Source organism: Paenibacillus sp. ALJ109b (assembly GCF_010747435.1).
GTDB lineage: Bacteria > Bacillota > Bacilli > Paenibacillales > Paenibacillaceae > Paenibacillus > Paenibacillus taichungensis.
The window spans coordinates 75,624-93,154 of record NZ_JAAIFP010000030.1; the positions used below are offsets into that span (position 1 = coordinate 75,624).

Sequence of the window (17,531 nt, forward strand, 5' to 3'; positions counted from 1 at the left end):
ACGTTTACTCTGATTCCGATTTTGTTTAATATGATGAATTATTATTAATTTGATGATCTGCAGAGTGGAAAGAGGAGGCTATATATGCTGCGAACGTTGCTGGGTGAAAAGCCGCGTAAGAATGAAGGCATACTAAAGGACGCGATGGAAGCGATGGCGGATACGCTTGAGCTATTTCAGCGACAGATGCATGTGGACCATGATCCTACCCATGATTTTCGTAAACTGTATATATGGACCCAGGGATTGATCTCTTCGCTGGATGAATTGGAGCAAAGCTGTTTTGCAGCTTCCCATTTCCGTCAGAAAGTCAAAGCGGGCTCTACGGATGATATGACATTACCAGAAAAAGCAGAGTATGCCCGTTACGTCTATTTCTATAAGGATGGCTTCATCCGATGTTTTGCCATTCTGGATAAATTAGGTACAGTGTTGAATGAAATATTTGAGCTGAACACAACCAATGTTAAAACTCATTATTCTTATTTCACCGTATTAAGACAGTTCGGATATGATAAGCTGCATTATGTTCTTGCCAACGAACTAATTCGGATCAAGGACTCTTACCGTGAGCCAATGAGCAAATTGCGCAAACGGCGAAACATGGAGATTCATTACATGAACTCCGAAATGCAGGATGATCTGTGGCAGCTGCACCAGACTTTGCAAGGGAAAGTGAAGCTGGAGGATCTGGATCAGCATCTCGTGGAACTCCGCAAAGGTGTGGATATGGTCTGTGAGACGTTAAAAGCAGCGTATGGCTACATCAATGAGAAGTGGCATAAACAGGGAATGAATCAACCGGCGAACTGATTGGATAGTAATATTTGCCTTTGACAAATCGGAATACTTGGATTATACTGAGTTCCTGATCGACAGTTAGATGGAATTAACATTTATGACATTAACATTATAACTACTACTGAACTTATAAATTAAATATTTCTTATCGAGAGCGGCGGAGGGACAGGCCCGATGAAGCCCGGCAACCGATTTATAACTGCATGACAGCTGTGTCATACTTTATAGATGTTAGGTGCTAATTCCTACAAAATGGTGCAAGGCACGATTTTGGCAGATGAGAAGGTATAATCTTTCACGTGAAGAGCCCTTTTTGTTTCTGCAAAAGGGGCTCTTTTTTTGTACGATGAAGGGGAGTTTTCCTTTCATTCGGGTAAAGATACATGTAGGCAGTGGGAAGGAGCAGTAATTTTGATTGAATTAAAAGGTTTAACCAAGACGTACGGTAAAGGTTCAAAAAGTACGACGGCCTTATCCGATCTAAATTTGAATATCCGCAAGGGTGAAATATTTGGGGTTATCGGTCATTCCGGTGCAGGCAAGAGTACATTGATTCGTTGTATCAATTTGCTCGAACGCCCCACGGCAGGCGAGGTTTGGGTTGATGGAATCAACCTAACCGATCTTAATAAGTCCGATCTGCAACAACAACGGCGTAAGATCGGCATGATTTTTCAACACTTTAATCTGTTATCCTCAGCTACGGTGTATGACAATGTGGCTTTTCCTTTGAAGCTCGTTAATACGCCCAAAGCTGCAATTGATCGCAAAGTGAAGGAAATGCTTGCATTGGTTGGACTGGAGGACCACAGCAATAAATATCCGGCCCAGCTGTCAGGCGGACAGAAGCAAAGGGTTGGTATTGCAAGAGCGCTCGCGAGTGATCCGAACGTGCTGCTGTGTGATGAGGCCACATCGGCACTTGATCCCCAGACAACCGATTCGATTCTGAAGTTATTGCTGGATATCAATAAAAAGTATAACCTGACGATTGTTCTAATTACCCATGAGATGCACGTGATCCAGAATATCTGTGATCAGGTGGCGGTTATCCATCAGGGAGGCATCGTGGAGCAAGGCCCAGTGACGGAAGTATTCCTTAAGCCGCAGCATGCCATTACGCGTGACTTTATGATGCGGGATCATGAGGTTGGAATTGCATTAGAAGAGACCGCTCTGGCGAGTGCAGATGTCTCATTACAGACGAACGGAGCTTCTAAGCTTGTGAAAATATCCTTCCTGGGCAATAAAACCTATGAGGCGATTTTGTCCAGAACGGTTCGTAAAACAGGAGTGGATTTCGCCATATTGCAAGGCACCATTTCAACGATCAAACAAGTTCCCTATGGACAGCTGACCGTTCGGTTTGAGGGGCAGTTAGATGAGATTAATCTCACCATTAAAGAGTTAGTGGATCAGGGACTTGATGTGGAGGTGCTTCGTTAAATGGATTTTTCAACGGTACGTTGGGAAGAAATCGGTAAGGCTTCAATTGAAACGCTGCAAATCCTGGGAGCATCGGGCCTGTTCACGATCATCATTGGTCTACCGTTAGGCGTATTGCTGTTTATGACGGCAAGGTCGACTTCGATTCAGTCTCAAGTGGTGTACACGATACTATCGTTTATTGTAAACATTCTGCGATCAGTGCCATTTATCATTCTGATTGTTGCACTCATTCCGTTTACGCGTTCACTGGTTGGCACAGCTACAGGGGTGCTGGGTGTTATACCTCCGCTCGTCATTGCCGCAGCTCCATACTTTGCCCGGTTGGTGGAAACTACACTGCGTGAAGTGGATCGTGGCGTCATTGAAGCGGCACAGGCGATGGGGGCTTCAACCGGACAGATTGTAAGGCGTGTGCTTCTGCCAGAGGCATTGCCGGGTCTGCTAGCCGGGATCACCATTACAATCGTTACCCTTGTTTCCTACACGGCGATGGCGGGAATGGTTGGTGGTGGAGGTCTGGGAACATTGGCAATCAACTACGGATACTTCCGTTATCAGAATGAAATTATGATTATATCCGTTGTATTTATGATCATTCTGGTGCAAGTGCTTCAGATGGCTGGCGATCGTTTGGTTAAATGGTTCACCAGGAAATAACACATATATAGCATTTGCCTGATTCGGTATCGATTTGGGGCAAAATGCAAAAAAAATTTATTGGAGAAGGGGTTTTACACATGAAAAAATGGTCTTTTGCTCTACTTAGTATTATGCTGATTGCGGTTCTAGCGGCTTGCGGAAACAACAAGGATTCCGACAGCGGCGCTGACAATGCTGGAGGCGCACCGCGCACCGTAGAATTGAAAGTGGGAGCATCACCTACACCACATGCGGAAATTTTGGAAAGCATCAAGCCTGAACTCGAAGCTGAAGGCATTCGCTTGCAAATCGTGACTTTCAATGATTATGTTCAACCTAACCAACAGCTTGAAGATAAACAACTGGACGCGAACTTTTTCCAACACCAACCTTACCTGGATACAGAGAACAAAGAACGTGGTTTCCACCTCGTTGCTGTAACACCTGTGCATGTTGAGCCATTTGCTGGCTATTCCAAAAAAATCAAATCATTGGATGAGTTGAAAGACGGCGCAAAAGTAGCCATCCCTAATGACCCATCCAACGGCGGTCGTGGACTGTTGTTGCTCGCAAAAGAAGGACTTATCACGCTGAAAGACAACACAAATATCACTTCTACGATTCAGGATATTACAGCTAATCCGAAAAACCTGAATATCATCGAGCTGGATGCAGCCATGATGCCTCGTCAACTGGATGAAGCAGACCTGGTATTCATCAACGCCAACTACGCGCTGGAAGCCAATCTGAACCCAGAGAAGGATGCGCTGCTGATCGAGGACCTGCAAGGTAACCCTTATGCAAACATCCTCGTATCCCGTGAAGATAACAAAGATGCAGATGCCATCCAAAAACTGGCTGCAGCTCTGCATTCCGAAGAGGTTAAAAAATTCATCAAAGATCGTTATCAAGGTGCTGTAGAACCTGCGTTTTAAACTGAACGTTTAAGCTGAAAATAAATTGTACTCGGCGCCACTTCTTACGGCGCTACTAAAGAAAGCCCTGCATCCTCTTTATAGAGAATGCAGGGCTTTTTGTTTTGTACATCATGTTAAAGAGCGTTTTGATGTAAGGGCACTTCGATGTAGTACTTATTATTATAAGTACTTTACTTATAAGCTTAACGTTTATTCGGATCAGTATCTGAATGTCCATCTGTCTGTTGGACATCAGGACCTGCGGACTCCTGTCCAGCAGCATGCTGTTGGTAAGCTTCCTCTGCAGGAGATAGCGAATTCTGATCTCCTGGGTCAGCATTCTTTTTGCGTCCAGTCAGCTTGCGACGAATCCATCCGAAAGCACCAACAATGGCGGCCACGATGACAAACCACCCTTTTTTGAGCAAAAGCAATAATCCGACTTTCTTAGCTACAGCTACACCAGCACCACCGAGAATCAGACTGGTCAGGCCGAGTTCTGATTTTTTGTCTACGGATGCATCAAACTCTTCATAGGTGTTTCCTTTGATCACGTTGAGCTGGTTAAGCACGGAGTTTTCAAACTGTTTGCGGTTTTCTTCAAAATTGGCACTATCCGTAACGAGGATAACACCGATGTATCCTTCACGGGTGAGTACATTCACATTGTAATTGACGAGTTTTTCCCGCTCTGCATCCTCAAGACCAAGAGAATAGATCAATTGATGTTTGCTGCTGTCATAGGCGGGCTCAATTTCCCATCCGTTGATAAACAGCTGATTTTCGGGTGTCGTTTTCTCATTTTGTTCTTCTGTACCTCTTTTGTAGCTATCGAGCAGTTCATCGGCGTCCAGATCGTCTTTTTCACTGTCATCGACATGACCGGTATCGTTATATTCAAAGATAACATACCAGTTGGAGTTTTCGCCGGCGCCATAGATACTTCCGATTTCTGTTCCATTGGGGAAGGAGTCGGTGTCCTCCAAAAACCTTTGGGTGTTAGCTGCATCGAGATAGGAGAGATTTTCAGCTACGTTTAATGTTGCTTTGTTATCAAGTACTACGTTTGAAGGCCCGTCAATCCATTGATAATCTTCCGTGGAGCTATTACTTTCACTTTCTGCAGATGCTGTGGTCGAGAATGGAGCTTGAAATGAGGCGATAAGCAAAATTGCGAGTAGAGAGGCTAACCATCTTTTCATTTACGCTGTATTCCTTTCGAAGTTGTCATGCAATGTTGTCATTTACATGAACATATGTATTGTGTCGTTATATTCATAAGAAAATAAGGACTTATCGACAGTACCATAGGTACTCAAACCCGACAAGGGGAATCTGGATATAAAGGGTTAATTTTCCTACAAAAGACCTAATTCATTTTATTTCAGTGCTTTGAAAGCTAAGTATTTAGTCCTTATTTTACACTTTCTTGCAAATGGTACAGATTGGTGGGAAACGCGAGTTGTGGGGGGATGATAAATCTTTTATACTGGATGAGTGACTGCTCTTTGAAGAGGGGGATGAACGTGAAGGGAAAGATTGCCCTCATAACGGGAAGTGCCAAAGGGCTTGGTAAAATGACGGCCCTCAGTCTGGCGGATCAGGGTTGTCATATTGCTCTGAATTACGTACATAGCCGTACGGAAGCTGAGGCATTACAGGCTCAGATTATCGCCAAAGGAGTGCGGTGTATTGCCATTCAGGCCGATATTTCCAAGACAGAAGAGATCACCATGCTCGTTGCACAGGTTGAAGAGGAACTGGGCAGCATTGATATTCTTGTGAACAACGCAGGCCCTTTTGTCCGTGAACGACGACTGTTTGCCGAGTATTCCGAAGATGAGGTTCAGATGCTTGTACAAGGAAACCTGCTTGGACCGATGTTGCTGGATCAGCGTGTATTGCCGGAGATGCGGCGCAAGCAGTGGGGACGAATTATACATTTTGGCTTCAGTCATGCGGGAGAAGCGAGGTCATGGCCTCATCGGGCGGTTTATGCTGCTGCGAAGGTAGGTCTGGTTTCATTTACAAAGACACTTGCTGTGGAGGAAGCTCCCTACGGCATTACGGTTAATATGGTCTGTCCAGGTGATATTCGTGGTGCCAACAAAGAGAAAACGATTGATGAGATGGCAGGGATAACCGACGAGGAAACGCCGAGAGGACGTCCTGGGAGCGGTGAAGATATTGCGCGGGTGATCACTTATCTGTGTCTGGATCATTCCGATTTTATAACAGGTAACATTATGGATGTATCTGGAGGACTTGATCCGATTCGTCCTAACATACAGCGTGAGGATGCATAGCACAAAAAAAGAGCCCTCCGCTTCATGCGAAGCGAAAGGTTCTTGAGGTTTATTTCGTGAAGGATTGATTAGAATACTTGTACGACTTCTTCGACACCCTCAACTTCTTCGAGAAGGGCGCGTTCAATCCCGGCTTTTAAGGTAATGGTGGAGCTTGGGCAGCTGCCGCAGGCACCGACCAGTTTCAGCTTAATAATGCCGTCCTCCACGTCGACCAGTTCCACGTCACCGCCATCGCGTTGCAGGAACGGACGAAGTTTGTCAAGCACTTCAGATACCTCATCATACATGGTGCTTTGTGCGTTTTCGCTCATTTTTTTCAACTCCTTTCCTCACTATAGTATATTACAATTGGCCACAAATTAAAATGGTCAAACAAAGCAGGTGAACCTACATGAGACCGATTATTGAATTTTGTGCCAATAATATGCATTTTGGCACAGATGAAGTCATGGATCAACTGGAAGAAAATCCAGACTATGATGTGATAGAATACGGCTGCCTCAGCAATTGCGGCCAATGTTACATGAATCCATTTGCACTGGTGAATGGTGAGTTAGTTATCACCGACAAAGTGGAGGATTTATATAACGCCATCTTGGCCAAAATTGCCGAAGCCGATGCCTGGGATGAGTTGGATCTCGATTAACCGAGATGACGCTTGGACATCCAGAGCACACCGCTTTTTAGAATACGTGGCACACGTCCCATCATGGACGTTTTGCCCATCAGCCCAAATCCAGCCTTTTTGCCGAGTGCACCGAGTGTGCCACGAAGCTTGAGTGGCTGCGGATTGGGCTTTTCGCCTTTCCAGAGGGCATGCTGAATATGGGCGATTTGTTCACCCTGTACTTCGGCAGCCTGACCGCTTGGTGCATAAGGCACGCTGGCGCAGTCACCTACTACATAAACATCGGTATATTCTGGAATTTGATAATATTCGTTCAGTACGACACGACCTTGTGGATCCTTGGTCACATCGAGATCCTGTACGACTTTTACGGGCTGAATGCCGGCTGTCCAGACTACCGCATCCGTTAGAATTTCTTCATCCCGGTTGAAAATGGCGTTCGGTTCAAGTCGGGAAATGGCAATATGCCCACGTGTCTCGACCTGATGTTCACCAAACCATTCATGAACATAAGCGGACAAGCGCTGCGGAAAAGCGGATAATACACGTTCTCCACGGTCCAGGATGCTGATGTTCAGATCCGGTCTGCTCTCACGAAGCTCGGCAGCGATCTCGACGCCGCTCAATCCACCGCCGACGATATGCACGTTACCATAAGCTTTGACTTCGTTAAGACGAAGGTAGGTTTCCCGTGTTTTGCTAAAGCTTTGAATTGTACAGCTATATTCCTCGGCTCCCGGCGTATTGTGGAATCGGTCTGTACATCCAAGTCCAATCACGAGCTTGTCATACTCCAACGGGTCCTGGCCTTCAAATTCAATCTGACGCTGTTCCAAGTCAATCGAAGTTACTTCTCCGTAACGATAAGTGACTTTGTCGCTGACTGGGAATTGGATACGCAGGTCATAATCGGATACGGTCCCTGCTGCGAGTGCGTAATATTCAGTTTTCAATCCTTGGAAGGGACTGCGGTCCACCAACACGATTTGTGTATCTGACGGGATCTTGCCTTCCAGAAGTTCCTTGATAATCGTGAGGCCACCGTAGCCGCCTCCGAGAATGACGAAATTTTTCATGACTCGGCTTCCTTTCTGCATCAGTCCCGTGTGAACGGGGCTGTAACCTGTGGAGCAGCTATGCAATAACATAGCTGCTCCTGTTTTTTTAATCTGGATTTGAAATGATTGAAAATGGGCATTTAAAATTACAGATATGCTTCAGCAATCTGCACCACTCCATGCCAAACGCTCCCGGGTAGAATGAAAGTCGCTTATGGGAATGATGCCTCATACTACATGCTATTCGTACACTTGAATTTCATTGTAGAACGTATCACGTTCAACCGGAATGCGTCCAGCACCCTTAATTAACCAAATAAGCTCTTTGCGGGTAAGGCCTTCAGGCGTTAGTGCACCTGCTGCATGACTAATCCGTTCGCGAACGATCGTGCCGTGTGCATCCGAAGCACCGAATCCCAGAGCGACTTGAGTCAGCTGTGGACCGATGTTGATGAAGTAGGCTTTGATATGATCAATGTTATCCAGCATCAGACGGCTAATCGCAATCGTTTTGAGATCCTCGTATGCAGAGTTACGCCGCATGATGCTGGCGTTTTTGCTTTTCGGCTGCATGGAAAGTGGGATAAAGACCATAAATCCGTTGGTTTCATCTTGCAATTCACGAATCTGTACCATATGGTTCACACGATCTTCATAGGACTCAATGGATCCATAAAGCATCGTGGTATGGGTACGCATGCCCAAATTATGAGCAGTACGGTGCACTTCCAGATAACGGTCAACGTTTGCTTTGTTTACGCGCATTTTTTTGCGGTATTCATCGGACAGGATCTCAGCGCCGCCACCAGTCAGTGATTTCAGACCTGCTTTTTGCAGTTCTTGTAGTACTTCCTTGATGCTCAGTCCGCTGATGCGAGTGAAGAAATCAATCTCGGCCGCCGTGTAGGCTTTCAGCGTAACGTCCGGATATTTCTCGTTTAAAGCACGCAAGGAATCGACATAATATTGAAAAGGAACATGGTTGTTATGTCCGCCTACAATATGGAACTCGCGTACACCTGGGTGAATATGCTGTTCTACGTAATCAATCATTTCCTGACCAGACAATGTGTAAGAGCCATCTTCGCCCTGATCTTTGCGGAAGTTACAGAAGGCACAATGAGCTTCACATACGTTGGTAAAATAAAGGCTCATGTTTTCAATAAAATAAACTTTCTTGCCATTCTTACGCAGGTTGGCCTCATTGGCCAGTTGGCCCAAAGTCAGCAGATCATCCGATTCATACAGATAAACGCCGTCTTCTACGGTCAGCCTTACGCCGTTCTGCACTTTCTCAACGATTTCAGCCATTCTTTTGTCTGTGAACGGTGTTACCAATGTAGACATTTTGTATCCTCCTATTCTTAACCGGAAACGAGTTGTGTGTAGGACTTACTTACAGAACTACATAGAAAAGATGCGGTCATCTGCCGCTTCTTATATGGACTAACTCTTATTTACCCGGTGCAGCCTGTGCTGCGTACGTAAAGCTAATTTTTTCAATAAAGTGAGTCTTGTGACTCTATATGCATTGGGGACTGCGTACAGTCTCGAAATGTGAAAAAAATTACAACTCTATATATGATCATCACTCGAATAAGTCATGACAAAATATCGACATTTCAAAGCGATCACCTACTCATTATAAACCTCGTGTCCCGGGGGTTCAATACACTGGGAAGAAAAAGGAGTTAAGGGGGAACGCGGAAACAGGCAAAGATGACTTGAGCCCCTTGACGGGGTGGAGTATAATTTAAAGAAGAGTTAACGAAAGGTTGTTCAAAAAGTACGCTTTTGATTACGAAGGATGCCTAGCGGCATCTCAGCGTCGAATATGGGATTCAGCCGAAATGTCCGTTGCTCACGTAGTTTTGCCTACGCTCCGCTACTCCATTTCTATCTTCATCCCATCTTCTTGGTACTGAAAAGCGCCCTTTTTGAACATGATTTTATATGAAAAAGGAGAGTGACCTGGCATGATTAACATCAGCGAAACGGCTGCTGACAGATTGAAAGAAATGCTTGCACAGCAAGAGACACCTGGTATGTTCTTGCGTCTTGGCGTAGCACCGGGCGGTTGTACCGGCTTTTCGTACGCCATGGGCTTTGATGATAAAGAGTCCGATGAGGACCTCTATATGGATATTCAGAATATGAAGGTTGTTGTAGAGAAGGAAAACCTGAAATATTTGAATGGACTCGAAATTGATTTTGAAGAATCCGGCATGTCCGGCGGTTTCACCATTCACAACCCGAATGCAGTGGCAACATGCGGCTGTGGATCATCCTTCCGTACGAGGGAAGAAGCAGGCGTACCGGATAAAGATTGTTAATAGTTGCGAATCACGACCTCTATAGCGGATTAGTCTTGTACTAATTACGTTATGGAGGTCTTTTTTTGCGTGGTGGTTTGGTATGTACTTTGGTTGTTCATATTAAGGTGTGCACCTGGACGCTTTTTTAGAGAGGTGAAGTTGACAACTTATGTTGTAACTAATATAGTTACATTATGAGATTTAACAGAGCCTAATCACAAAGGAGAGATTATGATGAAGATTGGAATTATTGGCGCGACAGGCAAAGCAGGGAATTTAATTTTGAGAGAAGCGTTGGATAGAGGGCATGAAGTGACAGCGATCGTTCGTAGCGCATCTAAGGTAGAAGATAAAAGTCTGAATGTACTTGAAAAAGATGTATTTGACCTCACGGCAGAGGATGCCAAATCATTCGACGTGATCGTCAATGCATTTGGTGCACCAGCTGGTAAAGAGAATCTGCATGTGGAAGCAGGACAAGCCCTGATTAACATACTGAAAGAGGCGCCGAATACTCGTCTGATCGTTGTTGGTGGTGCAGGCAGTCTGTTCACAGATGAAACCCAAACCTTGCGGGTTGTAGACTCCCCTGGATTCCCTGATGCATACAAAGCAACAGCAACCAACCAGGGTAAAAACTTGCAGGATCTGCAAGCTTCCTCAGGTATCCAATGGACGTTCCTGAGCCCGGCGGGATTCTTTAATCCAGAGGGTATACGCACAGGCAAATACCAATCGGGTAAAGATCAGATTCTGGTGAACAGTGAAGGCAACAGCTACATCAGCTATGCTGACTATGCCATCGCTTTGGTCGATGAGATCGAAAACCCCCAGCATAAGAACGAACGCTTTACGGTTGTAGGCGAAGCGAAGTAATTGAATTGAACTTGAAGATGAAAAATGGACGCCAATCATTATACTGATTAGCGTCCATTTTTTCTTATGAAGTTGAAGCTCTAAAATCCTCGATGCTAGTGAGGTGTAACGTCATCTGTATTTGGATTTTCTATCAATTCTACGGACTCTGCCGACTCCATACTTTCAACACTATCTACAACCTCAACGAGTCCTACAGCCAATGTAGTGACTGCCGCAGCGGCAATTAGATTCTTGGCCCCGAGCTTACTCTCTCCATGTCCTCGTCTTTCATGCCGACAACCACATCTTTGCCGCCGTTATACACATACTTAGCTGATACCACTACGCCTTTAGCTGTATTAGAAACAGCACCTCCAATATCGGCAAGTCCCGCATCTAACGTTGTATTGTCTTTTCTGATCACACCACTCGCCATATCATATGTACCGCTGGCAAGTTGTCCTACCGTTTTCCCTGTATTAATCGTAGCTTTTTCTACGCCATTACCAATTTCTTTAATAAATGGACTTCCTGTAAGTTCTCCGGCCACTCGGACGGTGCCGCCCAGTACTTTTCCGGTCACTTCTCCTGCAAACTGACCCAGTTCTTTTAAAAATCCCATATATATTCCCCACCTTTTAAATAAGGTTGCACATGTGCTGTCTGAATCTTTTGTCTTAATTATATAAGTATATGAACGATAAGACTATTTACGTTCAGATTCATCAAGCGTTCCTAATTAACATGAACCAATTCAACGAATTCGATCTAACCTATCTACCCAAACTGAAGAAGCAAACCAACTAGCCTAGCTTATACTCACTACAACCCCCAAAAAAAGGCTCTACTCCCCCACGGAAGTAGCGCCTTTTTCTTTTTCCTACCCCAAATTCCTACTTAACACATTTTAGAAGTATCTCATAAGCAGCAAACATAGTGGAGGGGAAGGAATCGATTCTGTAGAAGCGAAGCGTGCGCCTTTGTATCCAAATTTCAACTAATAAAAATTTGATTCAAGAAAATTTGGATACAACAGCGATCGAAAGAACGATCCGTACCCGTAACGCCACCTACTGCTCAACAGTAACTTATCCCCGTGTTTAGTCGATAAATCCTTCCAACATTACAGTCGGCAAGCCGTTAGACTGCCATGCACCTTTGCTGTAACCGCCGTTGTAGCCCGGCGTTGCTTCAGGCTCCCAATAGAATACACCTTTACCTTTGCTGCTCGGCAGGTTGCGGAATTGCGTTTTCATCGCTGCGACGAAACTTTTACCGGCTGCCGGTTGGGTATTATCCATCCCGATTTCCGATACGATAATCTCCTTACCATACCGGTTGATCAGATCCTTGGCATTATTCACAGCATTGGTGACAGCCGTGTTCCAGCCGGAAGCGGAAGGATAGAGGGACATGGCAATCATGTCAAAGTTGGCACCGTTATCGATCAGACCACCGATATTCCATACATAGAGGGCGTTATCGTCCCCACCTGCGAGGTGAACAATTGTTTTGGTGTTGGTGCTGATGGATTTTACGGCATTATGGCCCGTGTTCACCAGCCACGCATAGTTTTTCATGTTGGTGGATGCTTTTCCATCCTCCCATAACATACCGTTGCTTGTTTCGTTACCGATTTGTACCCAGTCCGGGGTTACGCCTTTGCTCTGCATGGCTGTCATGACTTCACGCGTGTGATTCCATACGGCATCCATCAGCTGTTGGAACGTGTAGTTTTTCCAGGCCGCAGGTTTCGTTTGTTGACCAGGGTCAGCCCAGGAATCGCTATAGTGCAGGGTCAACATGACACTCATGCCTGCATTTTTGGCACGCAGGGCCAGAGCAGCTGCACGATCTTTGTTCATGTAACCGTTACCATAATCATTCGAAGGATTAACAAAGACACGAATACGAACGGAGTTGATCTGGTAATCATTTTTCAAAATATCAATAATATCACGCTGCACGCCGTTTTTGTCTTTCCATTTGTAACCTTGCGCTTCCATCCCGGGCACCCAACTGATGTCGGCCCCTTTGGCGAAGCTCGGTGCAGCACTGGCATGCTGGCCTGCTGGCAGCATAATGGAGGTGAATAACAAAACAAAGACCAGAGCGATGGATGTTTTGAAACCCCTTACATTTTTGAACATTACAATATGCCTCCTCGAATATGGGTTGAGTTGCAACCTAATTATATCGAGCATCATTTACTCAGCTACAGGGTCCATTTCCAATATTTTGGTTGTTTTTTCAACCTCTCCCGAAAAAAGACAAAACAAAAAGCCGTCCGAAGACGGCTTTTCTACCCGTGGCGCTTTTTGAAACCTTGATCCGTATCCCGCGCCTCCACCAGAACAGTTTATTTTGAGCTAGTGGATCGGGTAAGGGACACGTTCAACATGTGATTAGATATGTTGACGCACCTCCTTTCCTTGTGGCAAGAGTATACAACACTCTTTTCTGGAAAGCTAGTCTTTTTTTCATATATACGCAAAATTATTTTTCGGTTTGGAACATCGTGATATCCCGATCATAATGACTCTTCGTACCGTTGTCGTTGCGAATTCTAACGCTGTCTTCGCTGATCTGTTCTACGATGCCACGGCCCACTTCACAATATACGCCAGCCGGATCTTCCTGCCATGCGGTTACCGTGCATTGGGATAGTGCAGCTGTGAAAAACTCTATATTTTTTTGTAACGTTCTAGGTTTGTTCGATTTCATTATATACTCCTTTAACAAAAACAATTTTAGAATGTGGACAGCAACCGGACATTTTACACTGTAGATCACTTTACTCTGTCTCCTGCTCTTTGTAAAGGGATGGAAAAAGTTATCGTCATGAGGTATCATTTACATAAATTTTACATTGCGTTTACACTACGCTGACGCTTGTAGCCAATCACGAATAGTACAATTAGTTGAGAACATCTAACCAAGAATAGATATGTAACAAATTCGGAGGCCATACATGCATAGAGATGTTAAAACAGGTAACTACGTTAACCGTGATTTGAGTTGGGTAGAATTCAATCGTCGTGTGCTTCAGGAGGCGCAAGATCCAACAACACCTCTGCTGGAACGTATGAGGTTTCTTGGTATTGTCGCCAGTAATCTGGACGAGTTCGTAAGTGTAAGGGTAGCGGAGACGAAAGAGAAGATCAAGGCTGGATTTACGCAAAAGGATTTTACGGGCTACACCCCTGCCGGTTTGTACCGTAGATTAATTAAACGAACGGGGACCATGGTCGCCGAGCAATATAAAACGTATCGGGAACTGATTCGTCTTCTCGCCAAGAAAGGTGTCCATTTTCAGGAATATACAGATCTAAATATGACCCAACAGCGAGCAATGGACCAGTACTTTCATGAGATCATTTTTCCCGTATTAACACCGATGGCTATCGATTCGAGCCGGCCATTCCCACTGGTACACAATAAGTCTGTATATCTGTCCGTGATGCTGCAGAAGGAAGAAGAGCAGGAGGGAGAGCCATTTTTGGCTATTGTGCAGGTTCCCTCTAATCTGCCGCGGGTCGTTCAGGTGCCTTTAAGGGCTAATAGTAAAAAGAAAACGTTCATTCTCATCGAGGATCTCATTAAGCATCATATTCATACCTTATTCAGCGGATATGTGCCGCTGGCTGTTCAGGAGTTCAGAGTGACCCGCAATGCGGATCTTTCCATTAATGAAGAAGAAGCTGAGGATTTACTTGAGGCGATCGAGAAGGAGCTGCGGCGCAGACGCCGGGGAGCACCGGTACGGTTGGAAATTTGCAAGGATTTCCGCCCGGATGCGTTGCTAGAGTTGCAGGAAGAGTTCGATATTCAAGACCCTGTGTACGAGATCGATGGACCGCTGGATTTGAGCTTTCTGGCCGGGTTCGTAGATAGTTTGGATGGCTTCTCTCATCTGAAATATAGTCCGGTGCAGCCTGTGTATCCCCTGGAGTTCCTTCCTCGAGAAAGTCACTTCGAATTGCTGCGTAAACGGGACGTGCTCGTTCATCATCCATACGAATCGTTCGAACCGGTAACGGATTTTATTGTGGAAGCTTCGGAAGATCCGCGCGTGATGGCGATCAAAATGACGTTATATCGGGTGAATGGTGATTCCCGTCTCATCCCCGCACTGGCTCATGCAGCCGAGAGCGGCAAACAGGTGACGGTTGTTGTTGAATTGAAAGCCAGATTTGATGAAGAACGTAATATTGCATGGGCCCGCACGCTGGAGAAGGCAGGTTGTCATGTCGTATATGGATTGGTCGGATTAAAGACCCATGCCAAGATTATTCTCGTCGTACGCAGGGAACAGAGTGGTCTGAGAAGGTACGTGCATGTTGGAACAGGTAACTATAATGAAAGTACGGCCAAAGTGTACACCGATGTAGGACTGTTTACCTCCAATCCGATCATTGGTGAAGACGCATCGGAATTGTTTAATGAGATTACCGGTTATTCAGGACCCAAAGCCTTGCAGGCATTCCGCGTCGCCCCTGACGGCATGAAGGATGAACTGTTCGCGCTCATTCGTCGGGAAAGGGAACATGCCTTCAAGGGAAGACCGTCCAGGATTATTGCCAAAATCAATTCTTTATCCCATCAGGATATCATTGATGAATTGTATCTGGCATCTCAAGCTGGAGTACAGATCGATCTGATCGTGCGCGGTGTATGCTGCTTGCGTCCGGGGGTAGAGGGACTTAGCGAGAATATTCGGGTGATTAGCATCGTGGACCGGTTCCTGGAACATTCCAGACTGTTTTATTTTGAAAATAGCGGGAACCCGGATGTGTATCTATCCAGTGCAGACTGGATGACCCGTAATTTGAAGCGGAGAATAGAACTGATGTGTCCCGTGTTTGATCCAGAGCTGAAAAAGATGTTGGTCGACATATTGAATCTGTCACTCATGGATAATGTGAAGGCAAGAGAGCTCATGCCTGGCGGTAATTATGTTTTTGTACAAAATGAAAAGCCCCCGCTGAGAAGTCAGACGGAGGCGATGGGCATTATTCCTTGGAAGCCTGCTGAATGGAGTGCGTTAACGTAACTCCCCAAGCTTCCTGTAAATCCTTGACGGCATCGTCAAGGCCGCTCAGTTCCAGTAACGGCTCGGCTGTACAGATGAATTGCATCTGCAGCGAGTCGTTTTCTTTTGTTGCCTTTATGGCGGTTATACTTTCAGATCGATTAATTGCTTCAGTCACGCGCAGTAGAGAGCCCAAACGATGGGCATGCCGTTCGTCCGAATCCTTTAGAATGTCCCTGTGCTTATGCAGCAGCTGGGGCGTTCTTTTTTTTGGATGATAATCGGCTGCAATGGCACTCAGGATGGTCTCCCGGTGAGATAGTCCGTAGATGCTTGCATTCATGATCCAATAAGCCGAGTGCTGCGGATACCGGAAGTAGTTAATCTGTTTTCCAGCCATGTGCAGCATGGAGACCGTGTACAAAATCCGGGCATCCGCTGGATCGGGAGCACTACCTTGTAAGGCGGTATACAGGGTAAGTGCATCATGGTGAATCCGATTCAGACGTTTCTCCGGAATGGGTGGACCAAAATGAATGAAGTTGCGAATGCTGTCTCGCAGCGCATCTGGCACGACTGGCTTACCTTCAGCCAGGAGATCCCTTAGCAAACCATCCCGTAATCCCGCTCCGCTCACGACATAACGATCCCCCTGGATGATTCGGAAGACCGTCCGCAATATAAGTACACCTGGAACAATAATGTCGGCACGATCCTTGGCAAGTCCGGGAACTTTCTTGCGTTGTGCCGAGGTTAGATGTGGCAAAGAACGAGCGATATTATCCATCTCTTCTGCACCGATTTCATAATGATGCGTAACTGGTAGTGAGTATTGTGTTCTCTTCTGCTCCACTTTGGCCAGTGTACGCATGGTGCCACCAAGTCCAATGAGAGGTAGTCCGGGATGCTGTGTAACCCAATCCTGATCGCTTAATGCCTGTATAACTTCATTACATAGTGCAGCCGCATTTGCCTCAGTCCACTGATCTTCCCCACCATAACGGGCATGTGAGTTAACCGCACCAATAGGCAGAGAGATGCTGTGCAGTCTTTTTCGATCACGGAATACAGTGATCTCGGTACTGCCGCCGCCAATATCCACGACGTAACCATCTGCAATATCAATCGATTGAGTGACACCTAGGAAACCGTAATAGGCTTCCTGATCACCGGATACACATTCGATGGTAAGTCCCGTCTCGGCTTCCAACCAACCTATAATTTCTGGGGCATTGCCTGCATTCCGAATGGCTGCCGTAGCTGCAGCCCGGATAAGCTTGGTTTGATATGCTTCGCAAGTAGCCCTGAATTGTCGCAAAATCGTAATGGCCTTGTCAAGTGAATGTCGCAGGATGGTTCCGTCTTGTTCAACCACATTGCTTAGACGAGCGGCATATTTGTCTTCATGAATGATGCGATAGGCTCCATCCTGGTCGAGTTCATAAATAACCAGACGAATGGAATTGGAACCGATATCGATGATTCCGAGTATTTCGTTATGTGTCATAAGCATCTCCTTCTACAG

General features: G+C 45.7%; 17 protein-coding genes and 1 riboswitch. Of the genes, 9 read left to right on the forward strand and 8 right to left on the reverse strand.

Features of this window, described 5'->3' with window-relative positions:
- The first annotated feature begins 84 nt into the window (after positions 1 to 84).
- The 4 genes from G3352_RS25710 (at position 85) to G3352_RS25725 (ending at position 3,824) form a co-directional block, all read left to right on the forward strand.
- A complete protein-coding gene (locus G3352_RS25710; RefSeq protein ID WP_163761045.1) occupies positions 85 to 813 on the forward strand; it encodes a Cthe_2314 family HEPN domain-containing protein in 729 nt (242 codons plus the stop codon).
- Positions 814 to 943: 130 nt separating this feature from the next.
- Positions 944 to 1,085: riboswitch (SAM riboswitch) on the forward strand.
- 127 nt (positions 1,086 to 1,212) lie between these two features.
- Entirely contained in the window at positions 1,213 to 2,247 is a 1,035-nt protein-coding gene (locus G3352_RS25715; RefSeq protein ID WP_163761046.1) for a methionine ABC transporter ATP-binding protein, read from the forward strand.
- A complete protein-coding gene (locus tag G3352_RS25720; RefSeq protein ID WP_076290913.1) occupies positions 2,248 to 2,907 on the forward strand; it encodes a methionine ABC transporter permease in 660 nt (219 codons plus the stop codon). It begins immediately after the preceding gene.
- 80 nt (positions 2,908 to 2,987) lie between these two features.
- A complete protein-coding gene (locus G3352_RS25725) occupies positions 2,988 to 3,824 on the forward strand; it encodes a MetQ/NlpA family ABC transporter substrate-binding protein (RefSeq protein WP_076290912.1) in 837 nt (278 codons plus the stop codon).
- A gap of 185 nt (positions 3,825 to 4,009) precedes the next feature.
- Here the strand turns inward: G3352_RS25725 and G3352_RS25730 are convergent, their stop codons facing one another.
- Positions 4,010 to 5,008 carry a DUF2167 domain-containing protein gene (locus G3352_RS25730; RefSeq protein ID WP_163761047.1) on the reverse strand — a complete coding sequence of 333 codons (999 nt, stop codon included), beginning with the start codon at positions 5,006 to 5,008 and terminating at the stop codon, positions 4,010 to 4,012.
- 324 nt (positions 5,009 to 5,332) lie between these two features.
- Between G3352_RS25730 and G3352_RS25735 the strand changes: the two genes are divergently transcribed.
- Complete coding sequence (locus G3352_RS25735) at positions 5,333 to 6,112, forward strand: SDR family oxidoreductase (protein WP_163761048.1); 780 nt, start codon at positions 5,333 to 5,335, stop codon at positions 6,110 to 6,112.
- A 68-nt stretch (positions 6,113 to 6,180) separates the two neighbouring features.
- On the opposite strand, the gene G3352_RS25740 is transcribed toward G3352_RS25735, so the two are convergent.
- Positions 6,181 to 6,426, reverse strand: coding sequence for a NifU family protein (locus tag G3352_RS25740; RefSeq protein WP_024632664.1), 246 nt, complete (start codon positions 6,424 to 6,426; stop codon positions 6,181 to 6,183).
- An 80-nt stretch (positions 6,427 to 6,506) separates the two neighbouring features.
- On the opposite strand from G3352_RS25740, the gene G3352_RS25745 reads away from it, so the two are divergent.
- A complete protein-coding gene (locus G3352_RS25745; RefSeq protein ID WP_163761049.1) occupies positions 6,507 to 6,761 on the forward strand; it encodes a YuzB family protein in 255 nt (84 codons plus the stop codon).
- Here G3352_RS25745 and G3352_RS25750 read toward each other — a convergent pair.
- The gene (locus tag G3352_RS25750) at positions 6,758 to 7,819 is read right to left on the reverse strand and encodes an NAD(P)/FAD-dependent oxidoreductase (RefSeq protein WP_063566178.1); all 1,062 of its coding nucleotides are present in this window, start codon (positions 7,817 to 7,819) and stop codon (positions 6,758 to 6,760) included. The two genes, G3352_RS25745 and G3352_RS25750, sit on opposite strands and share 4 nt — an antisense overlap.
- Before the next feature lie 222 nt (positions 7,820 to 8,041).
- The gene (mqnE, locus tag G3352_RS25755) at positions 8,042 to 9,148 is read right to left on the reverse strand and encodes an aminofutalosine synthase MqnE (protein ID WP_053783250.1); all 1,107 of its coding nucleotides are present in this window, start codon (positions 9,146 to 9,148) and stop codon (positions 8,042 to 8,044) included.
- Between the two features lie 629 nt (positions 9,149 to 9,777).
- Between mqnE and G3352_RS25760 the strand changes: the two genes are divergently transcribed.
- Both G3352_RS25760 and G3352_RS25765 read left to right on the forward strand, forming a co-directional pair.
- Positions 9,778 to 10,134 carry a HesB/IscA family protein gene (locus G3352_RS25760; RefSeq protein WP_163761050.1) on the forward strand — a complete coding sequence of 119 codons (357 nt, stop codon included), beginning with the start codon at positions 9,778 to 9,780 and terminating at the stop codon, positions 10,132 to 10,134.
- A gap of 216 nt (positions 10,135 to 10,350) precedes the next feature.
- Complete coding sequence (locus G3352_RS25765; RefSeq protein ID WP_163761051.1) at positions 10,351 to 10,992, forward strand: NAD(P)-dependent oxidoreductase; 642 nt, start codon at positions 10,351 to 10,353, stop codon at positions 10,990 to 10,992.
- Positions 10,993 to 11,218: 226 nt separating this feature from the next.
- On the opposite strand, the gene G3352_RS25770 is transcribed toward G3352_RS25765, so the two are convergent.
- The 3 genes from G3352_RS25770 to G3352_RS25780 form a co-directional block, all read right to left on the reverse strand.
- Entirely contained in the window at positions 11,219 to 11,596 is a 378-nt protein-coding gene (locus G3352_RS25770) for a hypothetical protein (protein ID WP_163761052.1), read from the reverse strand.
- A gap of 478 nt (positions 11,597 to 12,074) precedes the next feature.
- Complete coding sequence (locus G3352_RS25775) at positions 12,075 to 13,055, reverse strand: glycoside hydrolase family 53 protein (protein ID WP_236703614.1); 981 nt, start codon at positions 13,053 to 13,055, stop codon at positions 12,075 to 12,077.
- A 415-nt stretch (positions 13,056 to 13,470) separates the two neighbouring features.
- Entirely contained in the window at positions 13,471 to 13,698 is a 228-nt protein-coding gene (locus tag G3352_RS25780; RefSeq protein ID WP_072735535.1) for a hypothetical protein, read from the reverse strand.
- A gap of 247 nt (positions 13,699 to 13,945) precedes the next feature.
- On the opposite strand from G3352_RS25780, the gene ppk1 reads away from it, so the two are divergent.
- Positions 13,946 to 16,027, forward strand: a complete 2,082-nt coding sequence (ppk1, locus tag G3352_RS25785) for a polyphosphate kinase 1 (RefSeq protein ID WP_076290907.1) — start codon at positions 13,946 to 13,948, stop codon at positions 16,025 to 16,027.
- On the opposite strand, the gene G3352_RS25790 is transcribed toward ppk1, so the two are convergent.
- Entirely contained in the window at positions 15,987 to 17,513 is a 1,527-nt protein-coding gene (locus tag G3352_RS25790) for a Ppx/GppA phosphatase family protein (protein WP_163761053.1), read from the reverse strand. The two genes, ppk1 and G3352_RS25790, sit on opposite strands and share 41 nt — an antisense overlap.
- Positions 17,514 to 17,531: the final 18 nt, after the last annotated feature.

Coding starts and splice junctions, on each gene's coding strand:
- G3352_RS25730 (WP_163761047.1), bottom strand. CDS start 5,008: ATGAAAAGATGGTTAGCCTCTCTACTCGCAATTTTGCTTATCGCCTCA.
- G3352_RS25780 (WP_072735535.1), bottom strand. CDS start 13,698: ATGAAATCGAACAAACCTAGAACGTTACAAAAAAATATAGAGTTTTTC.
- G3352_RS25770 (WP_163761052.1), bottom strand. CDS start 11,596: ATGGGATTTTTAAAAGAACTGGGTCAGTTTGCAGGAGAAGTGACCGGA.
- G3352_RS25710 (WP_163761045.1), top strand. CDS start 85: ATGCTGCGAACGTTGCTGGGTGAAAAGCCGCGTAAGAATGAAGGCATA.
- G3352_RS25775 (WP_236703614.1), bottom strand. CDS start 13,055: ATGCTGCCAGCAGGCCAGCATGCCAGTGCTGCACCGAGCTTCGCCAAA.
- G3352_RS25725 (WP_076290912.1), top strand. CDS start 2,988: ATGAAAAAATGGTCTTTTGCTCTACTTAGTATTATGCTGATTGCGGTT.
- G3352_RS25720 (WP_076290913.1), top strand. CDS start 2,248: ATGGATTTTTCAACGGTACGTTGGGAAGAAATCGGTAAGGCTTCAATT.
- G3352_RS25765 (WP_163761051.1), top strand. CDS start 10,351: ATGAAGATTGGAATTATTGGCGCGACAGGCAAAGCAGGGAATTTAATT.
- ppk1 (WP_076290907.1), top strand. CDS start 13,946: ATGCATAGAGATGTTAAAACAGGTAACTACGTTAACCGTGATTTGAGT.
- G3352_RS25790 (WP_163761053.1), bottom strand. CDS start 17,513: ATGACACATAACGAAATACTCGGAATCATCGATATCGGTTCCAATTCC.
- G3352_RS25745 (WP_163761049.1), top strand. CDS start 6,507: ATGAGACCGATTATTGAATTTTGTGCCAATAATATGCATTTTGGCACA.
- G3352_RS25740 (WP_024632664.1), bottom strand. CDS start 6,426: ATGAGCGAAAACGCACAAAGCACCATGTATGATGAGGTATCTGAAGTG.
- G3352_RS25750 (WP_063566178.1), bottom strand. CDS start 7,819: ATGAAAAATTTCGTCATTCTCGGAGGCGGCTACGGTGGCCTCACGATT.
- G3352_RS25760 (WP_163761050.1), top strand. CDS start 9,778: ATGATTAACATCAGCGAAACGGCTGCTGACAGATTGAAAGAAATGCTT.
- mqnE (WP_053783250.1), bottom strand. CDS start 9,148: ATGTCTACATTGGTAACACCGTTCACAGACAAAAGAATGGCTGAAATC.